Below are 16645 nucleotides of genomic sequence, written 5' to 3'. Positions count from 1 at the left end.
CCGTCCGGCCCGGCTTGCGGTGGCGCGGTCTTCCGTAAGGTGGCCGTGCCACCGGTCTCGGTGCCCTCGCTCGGTGCCTGGCCGTGAGGGCCTGGCGCCCGCTCCGGTATGAGGCGGCTCAGCCCTTCGAAAGGTTCGAGTTATCGGCCGAGGCACCCCCGCCCGGCCCCTGGCCTTGAGGCCCCGGTGCCCCTGTTCCAGCATGCGGCGGTCCAGCCCTCCGCAAGGGCCCACGCCACCGGCCTCGGCTCCCTCGCCCGGCCCCTGGCCGCGAGGCCCCGGCGCCCCCGCCCCACACCCCACCACAAGGCCCCCGCCACCCCGCCCCGGCCCCCCAACCGGTCCACCCCCAAGTGGGGCACACCCCCCGTGCCGGGCAAGTCCTCCCGTGCGGGTGGCTCGCCCGGTTGGAAGCGCGCGTGCCGTGGAACCCGGCCACCCCGCACGTTTCCCGGAGTGCTCACAGCGCCGACAGAATGGAGCCTTCCATGGCCAAGGACCAGCTCTCCGCCCTGGACGCTCACTGGCGTGCCGCGAACTACCTGGCTGCGGGTCAGATCTACCTCCTGGCCAACCCGCTGCTCACCGAGCCGCTCCGGCCGCAGCACATCAAGCCCCGGCTCCTCGGCCACTGGGGCACCTCGCCCGGCCTGAACCTCGTCCACACCCACCTCAACCGGGTCGTGCGGGAACACGACCGCGACGTCATGTGCGTATGGGGCCCGGGCCACGGCGGGCCCGCGGTGCTCGCCAACTCCTGGCTGGAGGGCAGCTACACGGAGACGTACCCCGACGTCACCCGGGACGCCGCGGGCATGGAGCGGCTGTTCCGCCAGTTCTCCTTCCCCGGCGGGGTGCCCAGCCACGTCGCGCCCGAGACGCCCGGCTCCATCCACGAGGGCGGCGAGCTCGGGTACTCGCTCTCCCACGCCTACGGTGCCGCCTTCGACAACCCGGACCTGCTGGTGGCCTGTGTCATCGGCGACGGCGAGGCCGAGACGGGTCCGCTCGCCGCCTCCTGGCACTCCAACAAGTTCCTCGACCCGGTGCACGACGGCGCGGTGCTGCCGATCCTGCACCTCAACGGCTACAAGATCGCCAACCCCACGGTCCTGGCCCGGCTGCCCCAGGAGGAACTCGACGCGCTGCTGCGGGGCTACGGCTACGACCCGCTGCACGTCAGCGGCGACGACCCGCGCGCCGTCCACCACGACCTGGCCAAGGCCCTCGACCGGGCCGTCGACCGCGTCACCCGCGTCCAGCGGGAGGCCCGTACCACCGGTGAGCGCGGCCTCCGCCCGGCGTGGCCGGTGATCGTGCTGCGTACGCCCAAGGGCTGGACCGGGCCCGCCGAGGTCGACGGGCTGCCCGTCGAGGGCACCTGGCGCTCCCACCAGGTCCCGTTGCCCGAAGTCCGCGAGAACCCCGCCCACCTGCGGCAGTTGGAAGCCTGGCTGCGCTCCTACCGGCCCGAGGAGCTCTTCGACGCGGACGGCCGCCCCACCCCGGAGGTCCTCGCCTGCGTCCCCGAGGGCGAGCGGCGCCTCGGCGCGAGCCCGCACACCAACGGCGGCCGGCTCACCCTCGGCCTCCCGCTGCGGCCCCTGGAGGACTTCGCCGTCACGGTGGACAAGCCCGGTACCGCCCTGCACGAGCCCACCCGGGTGCTCGGCGGGATGCTCGCCAAGGTCCTCGCCGACACCGCCGACCGCCGCGACTTCCGCGTCGTCGGGCCCGACGAGACCGAGTCGAACCGCCTCGGCGCGCTGTTCACCGCCAGCGGCAAGGCCTGGCAGGAGGCGATCCTGCCCACCGACGAGCACCTCGCCCCCGACGGCCGGGTCATGGAAGTCCTCTCCGAGCACCTGTGCCAGGGCTGGCTGGAGGGGTACCTGCTCACCGGCCGGCACGGCCTGTTCTCCTGCTACGAGGCGTTCGTCCACATCGTCGACTCGATGGTCAACCAGCACATCAAGTGGCTCAAGGCCTCGCGGGAGCTGGCCTGGCGCGCCCCCATCCCCTCCCTCACCTACCTGCTGACCTCGCACGTGTGGCGCCAGGACCACAACGGCTTCTCGCACCAGGACCCCGGCTTCGTCGACCACGTCCTCAACAAGAGCCCCGGGGTCGTCCGCGTCTACCTGCCGCCGGACGCCAACACGCTCCTGTCCGTCGCCGAACACGCCCTGCTCAGCCGCGACCACGTCAACGTGATCGTCGCGGGCAAGCAGCCCTGCTTCGACTGGCTGACCCTGGACGCGGCCCGCGCCCACTGCGCGCGGGGCGCCGGGGTGTGGGAGTGGGCGGGCACCGACGACGGCCTGCGCGACCCGGACGTGGTCCTCGCCTGCGCGGGCGACGTGCCCACGCAGGAGGTCCTCGCCGCCGCGGCCCTGCTGCGCGAACACCTGCCGGAGCTGGCCGTGCGCGTCGTGAACGTCGTCGACATCGCCCGTCTGATGCCGCGCGAGGAACACCCGCACGGCATGGCCGACTTCGAGTACGACGCGCTCTTCACCCGCGACAAGCCGGTCGTCTTCGCGTACCACGGCTACCCGTGGCTCATCCACCGGCTTGCCTACCGGCGCGCCGGCCACGCGAACCTGCACGTCCGCGGCTACAAGGAGGCCGGGACCACCACCACGCCCTTCGACATGGTCGTCCGCAACGACCTCGACCGCTACCGGCTCGTCATGGACGTCGTCGACCGCGTCCCCGGCCTGGCCGTGCGCGCCACGGGCCTGCGCCAGCTCATGGCCGACGTCCGCACCCGTCACCACGCCTGGATCCGCGAGCACGGCACCGACCTGCCGGAGGTCGCGGACTGGTCGTGGCCCTACTGACCGACCGGTTCCCGGGACGACGGCCGCCGCCCGGGGCCGGTGCCGACCACACCCGACCGACAACCCACCCGCTGGGGTACGTCATGAAACGCAACCACACGCTCTCCCCGTCAGGAATCCGCCTGCGCGCCGTCCCGCCGGCCGTCCCCCGCGTGGTCACCGTGGGCGTCGACGGCTCCCGCGCCAGCATGGACGCCGCGGACTGGGCGGCCCGCGAGGCACTGCGCCACGACGTCCCGCTGCGCCTGGTGAACGCGGGGGCGCCCCCGGCGCGCGGGCACCGCCTGCTCCGTCCGGACGCCGACCGGGCCCGCGGCGTCCTCGACCGGGCCGCGATCGCCCTGGCCTACGTCCACCCCGCCCTGGAGATCCACGCCCAGCAGCCGCGCGGGCCCGTGGTCCCGGCGCTCCTCGCCGCGAGCACGGAGGCCGAGGCGCTGGTACTCGGCTCGCCGGGGCCCGTGGTCCCCGCCGGGTTCACCGGCTTCCTGGCCGGCTCCGTCGCCACGTCCGCCGCCGCCCGCGCCGAGCGGCCGGTGGTGCTCGTACGGGCGGGGGAGCGGCCCGAGGACGCACACGTCCCCGACGCCGCCGGGGCGCCCTCGCGGACCACGCCGTACCGGCCGGTCGTCCTCTGCCTCGACGTCCGCGACCCGGGCGAGCGTCTTGTCGAGTACGCCTTCGCGGCCGCCACCGCCCGCGGCGCGCCGCTGCGCGTGCTGTACGCCTGGTCGACGCCGCGCGCCGCCCGCTCGCAGGGCGCCACCGACCTGGCCGACCACCTCGCCCGGGAGCGGGCCGCCCGGGCCGAGCTGCTCGGTGCGCTCGAGCCGTGGCGGCGTGCCTTCCCCGGGACCGAGGTGGTGGCCCGGGTGGTCTTCGGGCGCCCGGGGACCCAGCTGCCGAAGGCCGCCGCCGACGCCGCGCTCCTGGTCGTCGGGCGCCGCACCACGGCCGGGCCGCGCCTGGGCCGCACGGCACACGCCGCGATCCACCATGTGGCCCGCCCCGTGGCGGTGGTCCCGTACGCGTGACTCCTCCCGTACGCCTGACTCCGGGGTCAGCCGCGGCACGCGCCGCCCGGGCCGCGATGAGTTCCGGTGCGAGGGGCGGTCCTACAGACAGCGGGGCGACGCGCCGCGCGCCGCCGTCACGGACGACAGGAGACCGACATGCCCACGATCACGCCCAGCCTCTGGTTCGACGACCAGGCCCTGGAGGCCGCCGAGTTCTACGTCTCGGTGTTCCCCGACTCCAAGGTCACCAACGTGTCGTACTACGGCGAGGCGGGCCCGCGCCCGGCCGGGACCGTGCTGACCGTCGACTTCGAGCTGGACGGCCGGCGCTTCACGGCCATCAACGGCGGCCCGGAGTTCACCTTCGACGAGGCCGTGTCCTTCCTGATCGACTGCGCCGACCAGGAGGAGGTGGACCACTACTGGTCCGCGCTCACCGCGGACGGCGGCACGGAGAGCCAGTGCGGCTGGCTGAAGGACAAGTACGGCCTGTCCTGGCAGGTCGTCCCCGCCGCGCTCGGCGAGCTGATCGGCGACCCCGACCAGGGCCGTGCCCAGCGCGCGATGGCGGCGATGCTGACGATGCGGAAGCTCGACGTGGCGGCGCTGCGGGCCGCGGCGGACGGCGCCTGAGACCCCGGTGCGGCGCGCGGGCCGGGGGCACCCGGCCCGGCGGCGGTCACGCGCGTTCCGGCCCGAGCAGCCGGTCGAGGCCGTGCTCGAACCGGCCGTCGAACGACGTGTCGCCGAAGTGCTCGGCCAGCCGCGCCAGTGACGGGTAGTCGCCCGCCCTGACCGCCTCGGCCAGGCGCCGGTCGCCCGCGGCCGGCACGGACTGCTCCTCCTGCGTCAGGCCGAGCACGAAGTACTGCAGGTCCCACGCCGTCCACGCCGCGTCCCGCTCGGACAGGCCGCCGTCGAGCAGGGCCGCGGTGAGGGCCTCGGCGAACCGCAGCGTGGCCGTCTCGGCCGCGTACGTGCCCGCCACGATGCGGGCGCCGTCCCGGTGGGCGAGCAGGGCGCGCCGGTAGCGGCGCAGGAGCTCGCGCACGCGCTCCCGCCAGGTGGCGGGCAGCCCGTCCAGCGGCACCTCGGCGACGATCGCGTCGGCCATCAGCTCCAGGAGGCGCGTCTTGGTCTTGGCGTGCCAGAGCACGGTGTTCATCCGCACCCCCAGCCGCTCCGCCGTACCGCGCACGGACACACCGTCGGCGCCCTTGTCGGCGAGGACGCCGAGGGCGGCGCGGGCCACGGCCCCCGGGGTGAGCCCGGCGCGGTAACCGCTCTCCTGCCGCCCGGGCGGCGCTTGCCTTTTGGTCACTGACCTAGTCTACTGGCGTTCCGTCGACTTGGTCACTGACCAAATCGGTGGGGAAACGTCATGGCGTACGCCACCGAGCGGCCCCCCGTGCCCTCGGACGCGGCCGTACGCCCGGAGAGGAGTGCCCGTGCGCACCACGCACACAAGCCGTCACGTCGTCATCGCCGGAGCCGGGCCCGTCGGGCTCTGGCTCGCCGCGGAGCTGCGCCTGGGCGGCGCCGAGGTGACCGTCCTGGAACAGCGCCCCGAGCCGTCACCGCACTCCAAGGCGCTCACCGTGCACCCGCGCACGCTGGAGGTCCTCGCCGCACGCGGCGCTGTGGAGCCGTTCCTCGCCGAGGGGCTGCGCAACCCCACCGGCCACTTCGGCTCGCTCGACGACCGCCTCGACTTCAGCGGCCTCGACACGCGCTTCCCGTTCACGCTCCTGCTGCCGCAGGCCCGCACCGAAGCCCTCCTCGAACGGCACGCGCGCGCCGCGGGCGCCGACGTCCGCCGCGGCCACCGCCTGACGGACCTGGCCGAGCACGCGTCCGGTGTACGGGTCGGCGCCACCGGCCCCGAGGGCGCGTACACCCTGGACGCCGCGTACGTCGTGGGGTGCGACGGCACCCGCAGCACCGTCCGGACCGCCGCGGGCATCGACTTCCCCGGCACCCCCGCCACCGTGTGGGGCTGGCTCGGGGACGTCGTCCTCGACGAGCCGCCGGCCGGGTCCGCCTTCAGCGTGGGCACCTCACGAGGCGGCCTCATGTGCGTCCCGCTGCCCGGGGGAGCGCACCGCTTCGTCGGGCACACCCCCGACGACCGACGGGCCGACTGGCCGGGCGAGTTCACCTTCGAGGAGCTGCGCGCCAACGTCCTGCGCATCACCGGCCGCGACTTCGGCATGCGCGACCCGCGCTGGCTCTCCCGCTTCGGCAACGCCGCCCGCCAGGCAGCCGCCTACCGCGCGGGCCGGGTCCTGCTCGCGGGCGACGCCGCGCACATGCACTTCCCGGCCGGCGGCGTCGGCCTCAACGTCGGGGTGCAGGACGCCGCCAACCTCGGCTGGAAGCTCGCCGCCGTCGCGCGCGGCGCCGCCGACGAGCGCCTGCTCGACACCTACCACCGCGAACGCCACCCGGTCGGCGCCGCCCTGCTCGCCACCACGCGCGCCCAGACCGCGCTCATGACCGCGTACTCCAGCGACGGACTCGCCCTGCGGGCCCTGCTCAGCGAGGCCGTCGCCACCGTCCCCGCCTTCTCCCGGAAGCTCGCCGAAGGGCTCACGGCCCTGGACGTCGCCTACGACACCGCGTACAGCACCCCCTACACGCCCGCCGACGGCGACGGCGCGGACCGCCACCCGCTCACCGGCCGCCGCGCCCCCGACCTCCGGCTCACCGAGGATTTGCGGCTGTACGACCTGCTGCGCGCGGGCCGACCCGTCCTGCTCGACTTCGGCGGACACGACGGCGGCACCTGGCCGGAGGCCGTCGTCCACCAGGGGCCGCCGGTCACGGACCGCCCTGACTGGGCGGGCGTGGGCTCCGCGCTCATCCGCCCGGACGGCCACGTGGCCCGGGCCCGGGACGCCGCCTAGCCGCTCGGCCGAGGCGGTGCGACGCGCCTCAGCGGTGGTAGCGGCGGATGCGGTAGCGCAGACCGGACGTGGAGGTCCGCCAGTCCGTGTCCTCGGTGACGGTCCACGCCGGGTCCGGCACCGGGGCGTAGGTGTCGCCCTCCACCGCCGTCTCGACCTCCGTCACCGACAGCGTCGTGGCGTACTCCAGGGCGGCCCGGTAGATCTCTCCTCCGCCGATCACCCAGGTCGTCGCGGCAGCGGCAGCGGCAGCGGCAGCGTCGGACGGGGCGGCCGCGCGCTCCAGGGCCTCGGTGACCGACCCGGCGCGCTCGGCGCCGTCGGCCGCCCACCGCGGATCGCGCGTGACCACGATGTTGCGCCTGCCCGGCAGCGGACGGAAGCGCGCGGGCAGCGAATCCCACGTCCTGCGCCCCATCACCACGGGACGGCCGTGGGTGGTGGCCTTGAAGTGCGCCATGTCCTCGGGCAGGTGCCACGGGATGGCGTTGCCCGCGCCGATCACGCCGTCGGGGGTCTGCGCCCAGATCAGCCCGACGTTCATACCGCGACCGGGGCCTTGATGGCCGGGTGGTGGCGGTACCCGACCACCTCGACGTCGGAGAAGGCGTAGTCGAACAGCGACTCCGCCTGCCGCAGCCGCAGCTCGGGAAAGGCGAACGGGGTCCGCGAGAGCTGCTCGGTCACCTGCTCGACGTGGTTGTCGTAGATGTGGCAGTCGCCGCCGGTCCAGATGAAGTCACCCGGCTCGAGGCCGGCCTGCTGCGCCACCATGTGCGTGAGCAGGGCGTAGCTGGCGATGTTGAAGGGGACGCCGAGGAACAGGTCCGCGCTGCGCTGGTAGAGCTGGCAGGAGAGCTTGCCATCGGCGACGTAGAACTGGAAGAAGGCGTGGCACGGCGCGAGCGCCATCTTGTCGAGCTCGGCGACGTTCCAGGCGGACACGATCATCCGGCGGGAGTCCGGGTCCCGGCGCAGCGTCTCCAGGACCTCGCTGAGCTGGTCGATGTGCGTGCCGTCCGGGGCGGGCCAGGAACGCCACTGCGCGCCGTACACCGGACCGAGGTCACCGTTCTCGTCGGCCCACTCGTCCCAGATGGTCACGCCGTGCTCCCGCAGCCAGCCGACGTTCGAGTCGCCGCGCAGGAACCACAGCAGCTCGTACACGATGGACTTGAGGTGCACCTTCTTGGTGGTGACCAGCGGGAACCCCTGGGAGAGGTCGTAGCGCAGTTGGTGCCCGAAGACACTTCGGGTGCCGGTGCCCGTCCGGTCGGCCTTGGCCGTTCCGGAGGTGAGCACCAGGTTCAACAGGTCTTCGTACTGGGTGTCCGCCACGGGCGTCGAGTGTACTGGCCTGCGGGACCGCACTCGAACGGCCGCCTCCGCCGACCGCCGGGGACCGGGTCGGAGCGCCGCCGGAGAACCTGTTCGCGCTCTGGGTAGAACGTTCGCTCCAGAGCGCGAACAGGTCGTCGGACGCCCCTCAGGTCGTACTGCCGTCGCCCTTCCCCCTTACTGGAACAGGTTCTAGTCTGGCCGCCGTCACGGCGGGCCGCCGCGGTGCGGCGGCGGCCGGGGACGGTGTCAGGGCCGACGCAGCAACGGACCGCCAGGAGGCGCCGTGCACCTCGCATACACGCCCGAACAGCAGCGGCTGCGCGCCGAACTGCGCGCCTACTTCACCTCGCTGGTGTCCGAGGACGCGCGCGTCCGGCAGGGCGGCCACGCGCACAAGCGGTTCTACCGCGAGACGATCCGCCGCCTCGGCGCCGACCGCTGGCTCGGTGTGGGCTGGCCCGAGGAGTACGGCGGGCGCGGCCTCACCCCCATGGAGCAGTTCATCTTCTTCGACGAGGCCGCCCAGGCGGGCGTCCCGCTGCCCCTTATGGCGCTCAACACCGTGGGCCCGACCCTCATGCGGTTCGGCACCGACGAGCAGAAGGCGTACTTCCTGCCGCGCATCCTCTCCGGCGAGATCGACGTCGCGATCGGCTACAGCGAGCCCGACGCGGGCACCGACCTCGCCTCCCTGAAGACCCGCGCCGTGCGGGACGGGGACACGTACGTCGTCAACGGGCAGAAGATCTGGACGACCAACGGCGACACCGCCGACTGGGTGTGGCTCGCCGTCCGCACCGACCCGGCTGCGCCGCCGCACCAGGGCATCTCGCTGCTGCTCGTGCCGACGTCCGCCCCCGGCTACTCCTGCACCGTCATCCACACCCTCGCCGGGCACGACACCACGGCGGGCTACTACGAGGACGTGCGCGTGCCCGTCGGTCACCGCGTCGGCGAGGAGAACCAGGGCTGGCGGCTGATCACCAATCAGCTCAACCACGAGCGCGTCACCCTCGCCGCGCACGGCACCATGGCCGTCCGCGCCCTGCACGACGTGCGCCGCTGGGCCGCCGCGACCAAGCTCGCCGACGGTCGCCGCGTCATCGACCTGCCCTGGGTGCGCCGCCGCCTCGCGCAGGCCCACGTCAAGCTGGACGCGATGAAGCTCCTCAACTGGCAGATGGTGCACGCCGTCCAGGACGGCACCCTCACCCCGCAGGACGCCTCCGCCGTCAAGGTCTACGGATCGGAGGCCCGCCGGGACGCCTACGCCTGGCTGATGGAGGTCGTGGGCGCCGCGGGCGCGCTGAAGGAGGGCTCCGCGGGCGCGGTGCTCCACGGCGAGCTGGAGCGCGGCTACCGCTCGGCGGTCATCTTCACCTTCGGCGGCGGCAACAACGAGATCCAGCGCGAGATCATCTCCTGGATCGGCCTGGGCATGCCCCGCGTACGCCGCTGACCGCGACCGTGCCGTCGGGCACGCCGCTCCCACCGGAACGCCTCACACCTGCTCCGCCCGGAACCCCGCCGGCGTCACCCCGGTGTGCTGCTGGAAGAACTTCGAGAAGTTCGCCGAGTCCGCGAAGCCGACGGCCGCTCCGATGCGCCCCACCGGCAGGTCGGTGTGCGCCAGCAGCCGCTTGGCCTCCAGGACCACGCGCCGGTCGATGAAGCCCTTCGGGGTCTGCCCGGTGGCGGCGCGCACCGCGCGGACCAGCGTGCGGCGCGAGTACCCCAGCTCGTCGGCGTACGCGCTGACGCTGTGGTTGGTGGTGAAGCCCTGCTCGACCGCCGCGCGGAACCGCGTGAACGTCGTGTCCGGCTGCGGCCTGCACTCGTCCGCCGCGGCCTGGGCCGAGACGTGCGCGACGCGCAGCATGAGCGCCGTCAGCGCGTGCCGCAGGACCGAGGTGTGCAGGCTCGGCGGCAGCGTCGACGTGTCCAGGTACTCGCGCTCCACCTGCTCCAACGAGGCGGCCAGCGCGGCGCGTTGCTCCTCGCCCGGGTGCAGCAGCGGCGGCCGGTCGTAGCGGTACAGGCCCGTCGCCTCCACGATGGCGCGCGGCAGGAAGCCGGGCTGCATCGTCAGGGCCGTACCGGTGTACTCGTCCGTGGCCGAGAAGCTGTGCACCTGCCCGGGCCGGATCCACAGGATGTCGCCCGCCCCGGCCTCGTACTCCGCGAAGTCGACGGTGTGGCGGACCGGGCCCCGCCGGAAGAACAGCAGGACGTGGAAGTCGATGCGGTGCACGCGGCGCGAGAGCCCGGCGCCGCCCGCCCAGGGGCCGTCCGTGCCCATCGGGCCGATCTGCATCCCGACCCCGGAGACGCTGGCGCTCGGGTCGAAGGGGTAGGTACGGATGTACTCCGCGGCTCCCCGATGAGCGCTCGTGTGCGCGCCGCCCTGCTCGATCATCCACTTCCCTCGGCTCTCGGGGCGCCCGACGGGACCCCGGCTGCTGTGCGTGTCCCATTTTCACCGAACGCTGGCACGGGGGCACCTACCTCACCAAAAGTATGACCTTTACGGTCGGAACTGGTTCGACCAGGGGCTTTGCCCCGGGCGGACGGTGCCTGAGGGCACCACGGAGGCACAACGGGTGCACCACGGGTGTACCACGGATGCAAAGGAACGCTGACAGATGAGCACGCAGACACCGGACGGTCTCGACCCCTTCGAGCAGCCCTTCGAGTGGACCGACCTCGACCGGCGTGCCGTCGACACCGCCCGCCTCCTTGCGGCCGACGCCGTGCAGAAGGTGGGCAACGGCCACCCCGGCACCGCCATGAGCCTGGCCCCCGCCGCGTACACCCTCTTCCAGAAGGCCATGCGGCACGACCCGGCCGACCCGGAGTGGACCGGCCGCGACCGGTTCGTCCTGTCGCCCGGCCACACCAGCCTCACCCTGTACACCCAGCTCTTCCTCGCCGGCTACGAGCTGGACCTGGACGACCTGAAGGCGTTCCGCACCCAGGGCTCCAAGACGCCCGGCCACCCCGAGTACGGGCACACGGCGGGCGTGGAGACGACGACCGGGCCGCTCGGCCAGGGCGTCGCCAACGCCGTCGGCATGGCCATGGCCGCCCGGTACGAGCGCGGCCTGTTCGACCCCGAGGCCCCCGAGGGCACGAGCCCCTTCGACCACACCGTCTGGGCCATCGTCTCCGACGGCGACCTCCAGGAGGGCGTCTCCGCCGAGGCCTCCTCCCTCGCCGGCCACCAGAAGCTCGGCAACCTCGTCTTCCTCTACGACGACAACCACATCTCCATCGAGGGCGACACGCAGACCGCGTTCTCGGAGGACGTCCTCCAGCGCTACGAGGCCTACGGCTGGCACGTGCAGCGGGTCACCCCGCGCGCCGACGGCGACATCGACGTCGAGGCCCTGTACCAGGCGCTCGCCGCCGCCAAGGCCGAGACGGGGCGCCCCTCCCTCGTCGCGATGCGCACGGTCATCGCCTGGCCCGCCCCGAACGCGCAGAACACCGGGGCCGCGCACGGCTCCGCGCTCGGCGCCGATGAGGTCGCCGCCACCAAGCGCGTCCTCGGCTTCGACCCCGAGCGGACGTTCGCCGTCGAGGACGAGGTCGTCGCCCACACCCGCCGGGCCCTGGACCGCGGCGCCGAGGCCCACGCCGCCTGGGACAAGCGGATCGCCGCGTGGCGCGCCGAGAACCCCGAGCGCTCCGCGCTCCTCGACCGGATCGTCGCCGGGCGCCTCCCCGAGGGCTGGGAGCGGGCGCTGCCCGTCTTCGACGCCGGGACGAAGGTCGCCACGCGCGCGGCGTCCGGCCAGGTCCTCCAGGCCCTCGGCCCGGTGATCCCCGAGCTGTGGGGCGGCTCCGCCGACCTGGCGGGCTCGAACAACACGACCATCGACAAGACGTCGTCCTTCCTGCCGCGGGGCAACCCGCTGCCGGAGGCCGACCCGTACGGCCGCACCGTCCACTTCGGCATCCGCGAGTTCTCGATGGCCGCCGAGATGAACGGCATCGCCCTGCACGGCAACACCCGCGTCTACGGCGGCACGTTCCTCGTCTTCTCCGACTACATGCGCAACGCCGTGCGCATGTCCGCCCTGATGCAGCTCCCCGTCACCTACGTGTGGACGCACGACTCCATCGGCCTCGGCGAGGACGGCCCCACGCACCAGCCGGTCGAGCACCTGGCCTCCCTGCGCGCCATCCCGGGCCTGAACGTCGTACGCCCGGCCGACGCCAACGAGACCGCCGTCGCCTGGCGGGAGATCCTGCGCCGCGGCTCGTCCGCACCCGCCCCGCACGGCCTTGCGCTGTCCCGGCAGGGCCTGCCGACGTACGCGCCCAACGACCTGGCCGCGAAGGGCGGTTACGTCCTCGCCGAGGCGTCGAAGGAGACCCCGGACGTCATCCTGATCGCCACCGGCTCCGAGGTGCGGCTCGCCGTCGAGGCCCGGGAGCGGCTGGAGGCCGAGGGCATCGCGGCCCGCGTCGTGTCGATGCCGTCGGTGGAGTGGTTCGAGGAGCAGGACCAGGTCTACCGCGACAGCGTCCTGCCGCCCGCCGTCAAGGCCCGCGTGGCCGTCGAGGCCGGCATCGCCCTGACCTGGTACCGCTATGTCGGGGACGCCGGCCGGATCGTCTCGCTGGAGCATTTCGGCGCCTCGGCGGACGCCGCCACGCTCTTCGCCCGGTACGGCTTCACCGCCGAGAACGTCGCCGCCCGGGCCCGGGAATCCCTCGCGGCCGCCCACGCTTGATCATGACGCAGCTGAGCATCCGAAAGAAGATGACGTACATGAGCACCACCGCACCCCTCCCGTCCCTCACCGCCGCAGGCGTCTCCGTCTGGCTGGACGACCTGTCCCGCACGCGCATCGCGTCCGGCAGCCTCGCCGAGCTGATCGAGCGCGGCCACGTCGTGGGCGTCACCACCAACCCCTCGATCTTCCAGGCCGCCATCGGCTCCGGCGAGGGCTACGAGGACCAGCTCGCCGACCTGGCCCTGCGCGGCGTCACCGTCGACGAGGCTGTGCGGATGATGACCACCGCCGACGTCCGCGCCGCCGCCGACGTCCTGCGCCCGGTGTACGACGCGACGCGGGGCCGCGACGGCCGCGTGTCCATCGAAGTCGACCCGCGCCTGGCCCACCGCACCGAGGCCACCGTCGCCGAGGCCAAGCAGCTCGCCTGGCTCGTCGACCGCCCGAACGTGATGATCAAGATCCCGGCCACCGAGGCGGGCCTCCCGGCGATCACCGAGGTCGTCGGCCTCGGCATCTCCGTCAACGTCACGCTGATCTTCTCCCTGGAGCGCTACCGCGCCGTCATGGACGCGTACCTCAAGGGTCTCGAACTCGCCCACGAGCGCGGCATCGACCTCTCCACCATCCACTCCGTCGCCTCCTTCTTCGTCTCCCGCGTCGACGCCGAGGTCGACAAGCGCCTCGACGCGCTCGGCACGGACGAGGCGAAGGCCCTCAAGGGCAAGGCCGCGCTCGCCAACGCCCGCCTCGCCTACGAGGCGTACGAAGAGGTGTTCGGATCGGCCGACGGGGCGACGCCGCCCTCCGCCCGCGCCGCCCGCCTGGCGGCCGCGGGAGCCCACAAGCAGCGCCCCCTGTGGGCCTCCACCGGCGTCAAGGACCCGGCGTACAAGGACACCCTGTACGTCGACGAGCTGGTCGCCCCGGGCACCGTCAACACCATGCCGGAGGCGACGCTGAAGGCCACCGCCGACCACGGCGTGATCACCGGCGACACGGTGACCGGCGGCTACGAGCAGGCCCGCGCCGACCTGAAGGCCGTCGGCGCGCTCGGCATCTCCTACGACGAGGTCGTGCGGCAGCTCGAGGACGAGGGCGTCGCCAAGTTCGAGGCCGCGTGGAACGACCTGCTCGCCACCGTCGCGACGCGGCTGCGGGGAGCTGAGGCCAAGTGACCGCCGCCGCCTGGCACAACCCGCTGAGGGACCCCCGCGACCGCCGCCTGCCGCGCATCGCGGGCCCCTCCGGCCTCGTCATCTTCGGCGTCACCGGCGACCTGTCCCGCAAGAAGCTGATGCCGGCCGTCTACGACCTGGCCAACCGGGGCCTGCTGCCGCCGGGCTTCTCGCTCCTCGGGTTCGCCCGCCGCGAGTGGGAGGACCAGGACTTCGCCGAGGTCGTCCACGACGCGGTGCGCGAGCACGCCCGCACCCCCTTCCGAGAGGAGGTCTGGCAGCAGCTCGCCGACGGCATGCGCTTCATCCCGGGCGACTTCGACGACGACACCGCCTTCGAGCAGCTCCGCGACGCCGTCGACGAGCTGGACGACAAGCGCGGCACCAGCGGCAACTACGCCTTCTACCTCTCCGTGCCGCCGAAGTTCTTCCCGAAGGTCGTCCAGCAGCTCAAGAAGCACGGCCTCGCCGACGCGCCCGAGGGTTCCTGGCGGCGGGCCGTCATCGAGAAGCCCTTCGGCCACGACCTGAAGTCGGCGCAGGAGTTGAACCGGATCGTCCACGAGGTGTTCGCCCCGGACCAGGTGTTCCGGATCGACCACTACCTGGGCAAGGAGACCGTCCAGAACATCCTGGCGCTGCGCTTCGCCAACCAGATGTACGAGCCCGTCTGGAACCGGTCGTACGTCGACCACGTCCAGATCACCATGGCCGAGGACATCGGCATCGGTGGCCGCGCGGGCTACTACGACGGCATCGGCGCCGCCCGCGACGTCATCCAGAACCACCTGCTCCAGCTCATGGCCCTCACCGCCATGGAGGAGCCCGCCTCCTTCGACGCCCAGTCCCTCGTGACGGAGAAGCTCAAGGTCCTGAAGTCCGTACGGCTCCCCGCCGACCTGGAGCGCTCCACCGTCCGCGCCCAGTACGCCGCGGGCTGGCAGGGCGGCGAGCGTGTCAGGGGCTACCTCCAGGAGGACGGCATCGATTCGCGGTCCACGACCGACACCTACGCCGCCGTCAAGCTGGAGGTGGACAACCGCCGCTGGGCGGGCGTCCCGTTCTACCTGCGCACCGGCAAGCGCCTCGGTCGCCGCGTCACCGAGATCGCCGTCGTCTTCCAGCGCGCCCCGCACTCCCCGTTCGACTCCACCGCCACGGAGGAACTCGGCCAGAACGCCATCGTCATCCGCGTCCAGCCGGACGAGGGCATGACGGTGCGCTTCGGATCCAAGGTCCCGGGTACGTCGATGGAGATCCGGGACGTGTCGATGGACTTCGCGTACGGCGAGTCGTTCACGGAGTCCAGCCCGGAGGCGTACGAACGGCTGATCCTGGACGTACTCCTGGGCGACGCCAACCTCTTCCCGCGCACGGAGGAGGTCGAGGAGTCCTGGCGCATCCTCGATCCGATCGAGGAGCACTGGGACACCCTCGGCAGGCCCGCCCAGTACGCCTCGGGGAGCTGGGGCCCGGAGGAAGCGGACGAGATGCTCGCACGAGACGGACGGAGCTGGCGCAGGCCATGAAGATCGATCTGACCGACACCACGGCAAGCAAGATCAACAAAGCGCTCGTCGAAACACGCCGTGCCATCGGCATCCCAGCCGTGGGCATGGTCCTCACGATGGTGATCGTCACCGACGAGGAGAACGCCTACGACGCCACCAAGGCGGCCCAGGACGCGGCCCGCGAGCACCCCTCGCGCACCCTCGTCGTCATCAAGCGCACCGCCCGCACCCCGCGGGACCGGCAGGCCACCCGGCTCGACGCGGAGGTCCGCGTCGGCGCCGACGCGGGCACCGGCGAGACCGTGATCCTGCGCCTGTACGGCGAGGTGGGCCAGCACGCCGACTCCGTCGTGCTCCCGCTGCTGCTGCCCGACGCACCGGTCGTCGTGTGGTGGCCCGTCGACGCCCCGGAGGTGCCCGCCAAGGACCCGCTCGGCGCGCTCGCCGCCCGCCGCATCACCGACGCGTACGCCGTCGAGGAGCCGCTCGCCGCGCTCGCCGCCCGTGCCGCGTCCTACACCCCCGGCGACACCGACCTGGCCTGGACCCGGCTCACGCCGTGGCGCTCCATGCTGGCCGCGGCCCTCGACCAGGCCCGCGCGGAGATCGTCTCGGCGGCCGTGGAGTCCGAGGCCGAGAACCCCAGCGCCGAACTGCTCGCGCGCTGGCTGGGCGTCCGGCTCGGCGTCCCGGTCGAGCGCGTCACCACGGCGGGGCCCGTCGTCACCGCGGTCCGCCTCGGCACGGCGAACGGAGAGATCCGTATCGACCGCCCCGAGGGCCCCGTCGCCACCCTGTCCCTGCCCGGCCAGCCCGAGCGGACCCTCGCCCTGAAGGTCCGCCCGACCGCCGAGCTGATCGCCGAAGAGCTCCGCCGCCTCGACGCCGACGAGATGTACGCCGTCGCGCTGCACGGCGAGGCCGCCACCCCGAAGGAGTCCGTTGACCATGCCTGAGCACACCCCCCTGCTGACGGACCGCCCGCAGTGGGCGGCCCTGGAGGACCACCGCGCCAAGCTGGAAGGCGCGCATCTGCGGGAGTTGTTCGAGGCCGATCCGGGGCGTGCCGAGCGGTACACGCTTCAGGTGGGGGATCTGTATCTGGATT

The 16645-nt window shown here is 73.2% G+C and carries 13 protein-coding genes; 9 read left to right on the top strand and 4 right to left on the bottom strand.

Annotation, left to right across the window (positions count from 1 at the left end; all coding sequences use genetic code 11):
- The first annotated feature begins 476 nt into the window (after nucleotides 1–476).
- The 3 genes from QK440_RS14935 to QK440_RS14925 all read left to right on the top strand — a co-directional run bounded on the left by QK440_RS14935 (nucleotide 477) and on the right by QK440_RS14925 (nucleotide 4492).
- Nucleotides 477–2843, top strand: coding sequence for a phosphoketolase family protein (locus QK440_RS14935; protein WP_282793574.1), 2367 nt, complete (start codon nucleotides 477–479; stop codon nucleotides 2841–2843).
- Between the two features lie 83 nt (nucleotides 2844–2926).
- Nucleotides 2927–3877, top strand: a complete 951-nt coding sequence (locus QK440_RS14930) for a universal stress protein (protein ID WP_282793573.1) — start codon at nucleotides 2927–2929, stop codon at nucleotides 3875–3877.
- Between the two features lie 138 nt (nucleotides 3878–4015).
- On the top strand, nucleotides 4016–4492 hold the full coding sequence (locus tag QK440_RS14925) for a VOC family protein (protein ID WP_282793572.1): 477 nt from the start codon (nucleotides 4016–4018) through the stop codon (nucleotides 4490–4492).
- 46 nt (nucleotides 4493–4538) lie between these two features.
- On the opposite strand, the gene QK440_RS14920 is transcribed toward QK440_RS14925, so the two are convergent.
- Entirely contained in the window at nucleotides 4539–5180 is a 642-nt protein-coding gene (locus QK440_RS14920; protein WP_282793571.1) for a TetR/AcrR family transcriptional regulator C-terminal domain-containing protein, read from the bottom strand.
- 127 nt (nucleotides 5181–5307) lie between these two features.
- Here QK440_RS14920 and QK440_RS14915 point away from each other — a divergent pair, with 127 nt between their 5' ends.
- Nucleotides 5308–6765, top strand: a complete 1458-nt coding sequence (locus tag QK440_RS14915; protein WP_282793570.1) for an FAD-dependent monooxygenase — start codon at nucleotides 5308–5310, stop codon at nucleotides 6763–6765.
- Nucleotides 6766–6793: 28 nt separating this feature from the next.
- Here QK440_RS14915 and QK440_RS14910 read toward each other — a convergent pair whose 3' ends face one another.
- Together QK440_RS14910 and QK440_RS14905 are read right to left on the bottom strand one after the other, a co-directional pair.
- Nucleotides 6794–7309 (bottom strand): dihydrofolate reductase, encoded by a 516-nt coding sequence (locus QK440_RS14910; protein WP_282793569.1) that lies wholly within the window; start codon nucleotides 7307–7309, stop codon nucleotides 6794–6796.
- On the bottom strand, nucleotides 7306–8103 hold the full coding sequence (locus QK440_RS14905) for a thymidylate synthase (RefSeq protein ID WP_282793568.1): 798 nt from the start codon (nucleotides 8101–8103) through the stop codon (nucleotides 7306–7308). Before QK440_RS14905 ends, QK440_RS14910 begins: the two co-directional genes overlap by 4 nt.
- Before the next feature lie 286 nt (nucleotides 8104–8389).
- Between QK440_RS14905 and QK440_RS14900 the strand changes: the two genes are divergently transcribed.
- Nucleotides 8390–9565: an acyl-CoA dehydrogenase family protein gene (locus tag QK440_RS14900; protein ID WP_282793567.1), complete on the top strand. Its 1176-nt coding sequence runs from the start codon at nucleotides 8390–8392 to the stop codon at nucleotides 9563–9565.
- Nucleotides 9566–9607: 42 nt separating this feature from the next.
- On the opposite strand, the gene QK440_RS14895 is transcribed toward QK440_RS14900, so the two are convergent.
- Nucleotides 9608–10522 carry an AraC family transcriptional regulator gene (locus tag QK440_RS14895; RefSeq protein ID WP_282793566.1) on the bottom strand — a complete coding sequence of 305 codons (915 nt, stop codon included), beginning with the start codon at nucleotides 10520–10522 and terminating at the stop codon, nucleotides 9608–9610.
- Between the two features lie 226 nt (nucleotides 10523–10748).
- Here QK440_RS14895 and tkt point away from each other — a divergent pair, with 226 nt between their 5' ends.
- From tkt to opcA, 4 genes are read left to right on the top strand one after another with little or no spacing between them, the layout of a single operon-like run.
- Nucleotides 10749–12845 (top strand): transketolase, encoded by a 2097-nt coding sequence (tkt, locus tag QK440_RS14890; RefSeq protein WP_282793565.1) that lies wholly within the window; start codon nucleotides 10749–10751, stop codon nucleotides 12843–12845.
- Nucleotides 12846–12874: 29 nt separating this feature from the next.
- On the top strand, nucleotides 12875–14026 hold the full coding sequence (gene tal, locus QK440_RS14885) for a transaldolase (protein ID WP_282793627.1): 1152 nt from the start codon (nucleotides 12875–12877) through the stop codon (nucleotides 14024–14026).
- A complete protein-coding gene (zwf, locus tag QK440_RS14880; protein ID WP_282793564.1) occupies nucleotides 14023–15555 on the top strand; it encodes a glucose-6-phosphate dehydrogenase in 1533 nt (510 codons plus the stop codon). Before tal ends, zwf begins: the two co-directional genes overlap by 4 nt.
- Nucleotides 15552–16493 (top strand): glucose-6-phosphate dehydrogenase assembly protein OpcA, encoded by a 942-nt coding sequence (gene opcA, locus QK440_RS14875; RefSeq protein WP_282793563.1) that lies wholly within the window; start codon nucleotides 15552–15554, stop codon nucleotides 16491–16493. The genes zwf and opcA overlap by 4 nt, the downstream gene beginning before the upstream one ends.
- Nucleotides 16494–16645: the final 152 nt, after the last annotated feature.

This window comes from Streptomyces sp. CC224B, from assembly GCF_030010595.1.
In the GTDB taxonomy this organism is placed as follows: Bacteria; Actinomycetota; Actinomycetes; order Streptomycetales; family Streptomycetaceae; genus Streptomyces; species Streptomyces longispororuber.
This window is presented reverse-complemented; position numbering and strand designations above follow the sequence as displayed.